The sequence below is a fragment of the Arthrobacter sp. Hiyo1 genome (assembly GCF_001263615.2).
GTDB lineage: Bacteria > Actinomycetota > Actinomycetes > Actinomycetales > Micrococcaceae > Arthrobacter.
On record NZ_DF952469.1, the window covers coordinates 228282 to 230281 of the forward strand.

A 2000-nucleotide genomic window follows, 5' to 3' on the forward strand; every position below is an offset into this window, starting at 1 on the left:
GGGGAACAATACTCGGCCACGGAAGTAGCGGAACGGGTGGGCGTCTCACGCGCCACGGCGCAACGGTACCTGTCCTCGCTGGCCGACGATGGCGCCGTCGAAATCCAACTGCGCTACGGCAGCACCGGCCGCCCGGAACACCGCTACGGCGTCCCCGCGCGACTCTCCCCCAACTGACTCGCCCACCCAAGTAGTTCCCACCCAACTGACTCGCAGTAAGTGTCGTTATGAGGCGTCAAAACGACACTTACTGCTAGTGAGTTGGGCTGTTCAGGCGCTCTTCTGGGCTACCAGTTCGATTTCGACCAGCATTTCCGCGTCGAGGAACGGCAAGACGTGGACCAGGGAAAGGGTGGGCCGGATCTCGCCGAAGACCTCGCCGTGCGCGCGGCCGGCGTCTTCCCATTTGGTGATGTCGGTCAGGTAGAGCTTGGACTGCACGACGTCCTCGTAGTCGAAGCCGGCGTCGGCCAGGACCGCACCCAGCTTTTCGAGGATGTATTTGGTCTGCGAGTAGAAGTCGTCACCGACGATGCCATCAGGTCCCGACGCCGCCGTGGCCGAAATGAAGAGCGTGTTGTCCACCTGGACCGCTCGGGAGTATCCAAGTGCCTGTTCCCAGACCGAGCCCGTGCCGAATGTCTTGCGCATGCCGCGCCTTTCTCAGTTTCCGCACCCGGCCCGATGACCGGGGTTTACGAGGAAACTTTATTGCTGGCGCACATCCTGCCGATAAACGAACAGTTTTATGTCGGTCCCGGGTACGAACCAATCTCGCTCCGGTTCGCGCTCGAATCCGGTTTTGGCGTAGAGGGCGTTGGCGCTTTCCCACGTGGCGCCCGTGGTGAGGGAGACGGCGTTGATGCCATCCATGGAGCGGGCTTGGTCGACGACGGCCTGGACCAGTGCTCGTCCCGCGCCGGAGCGCTGAACCTCCGGATCAACCACCAAGGTACGCATTTCGAGTTCGTCCGGAAGGCCGATGTCCGAGAAGTCGCCTCCGGCCTTCGCCGACGTGACGGATCCGATAACCTGGCCGTCGCGTTCGGCGACGAAAACGTCGGCGTACCGGGCGCGGCCGGCCACGTCGCGCAGCTTCTCCAGGTATGGGTGGTCCGGGCTGCCGTAGTAGCCAGCGGTCACGTAAGACGACATCGTGATACGGGCTACGGCGTCGTAGTCTTCGGGCAGGGCGGGTCGGACGGTAATCTGAGAATGCACTGATCCATGGTAGTCGCGCCCGAGGTGCCCGGGATGCCAAAGCGGTGTTTCCGTGACCGAACTATCACCCGGGGCCTAACGCCCGCTCAGATACAAGGCCGTTCCACCCAACGCTCGCTCACTTAAGTGAGCGAGCGTCGGCGGGAAACCCCACATAAGTGAGCGAGCGTCGGAGGCCGCTCAAACATTGCTTCGCGTGGCGCCAGATTGAGTCCGGTTTCCGGCTGTGAAGCCCGGTTTCCTGCTGTTGCGGGAAGGTTTCGCGATGCTGGCGCGGGGCGGTTGTCTCGTGGTTGATTGGCGGCCAGGAGACAACGAAAGGAACACAGATGAGCCCCCAGCAACGCACACTCCACCTCAACGCATTCCTCATGAGCACCGGACACCACGAGGCTTCGTGGCGGCTGCCGGAAAGCAACCCGCGCGCCAGCACCGACATCCGGCACTACCAAAACCTCGCACGGATCGCAGAGCGCGGCACGTTCGACTCCATCTTCTTCGCAGACTCCCCCGTGATCTTCGGCGACGTCGGACGCGTCCCGCGGGCAAGCTGGAACCGACAGTGCTGCTCACCGCAATCGCAGCCGCCACCGAAAAGATCGGACTCATCGCCACTGCATCCACCACGTATAACGATCCCTTCAACCTGGCCAGGCGCTTCGCCTCGGTGGACTTCGTCAGCGGCGGACGGGCCGGTTGGAATGTGGTGACCACAGCCGGACCGGAAGCGCCCGGAACTTCGGCATCGACGATCAGCCCGCCCATGCCGCCCGCTATGA

General features: G+C 63.1%; 3 protein-coding genes and 1 pseudogene. 2 read left to right on the forward strand and 2 right to left on the reverse strand.

Annotated elements, in window-relative coordinates; all coding sequences use genetic code 11:
• The coding region (locus AHiyo1_RS26235; RefSeq protein WP_113990575.1) for a helix-turn-helix domain-containing protein at window positions 1-177 on the forward strand (177 nt) is incomplete at its 5' end.
• Window positions 178-270: 93 nt separating this feature from the next.
• Here the strand turns inward: AHiyo1_RS26235 and AHiyo1_RS05665 are convergent.
• Both AHiyo1_RS05665 and AHiyo1_RS05670 read right to left on the reverse strand, forming a co-directional pair.
• Complete coding sequence (locus tag AHiyo1_RS05665; protein ID WP_059387887.1) at window positions 271-651, reverse strand: RidA family protein; 381 nt, start codon at window positions 649-651, stop codon at window positions 271-273.
• Window positions 652-708: 57 nt separating this feature from the next.
• Complete coding sequence (locus AHiyo1_RS05670) at window positions 709-1221, reverse strand: GNAT family N-acetyltransferase (RefSeq protein ID WP_059387888.1); 513 nt, start codon at window positions 1219-1221, stop codon at window positions 709-711.
• A gap of 329 nt (window positions 1222-1550) precedes the next feature.
• Between AHiyo1_RS05670 and AHiyo1_RS05675 the strand changes: the two are divergent.
• A pseudogene (locus AHiyo1_RS05675) lies at window positions 1551-2000 on the forward strand (LLM class flavin-dependent oxidoreductase); the annotation flags it as partial.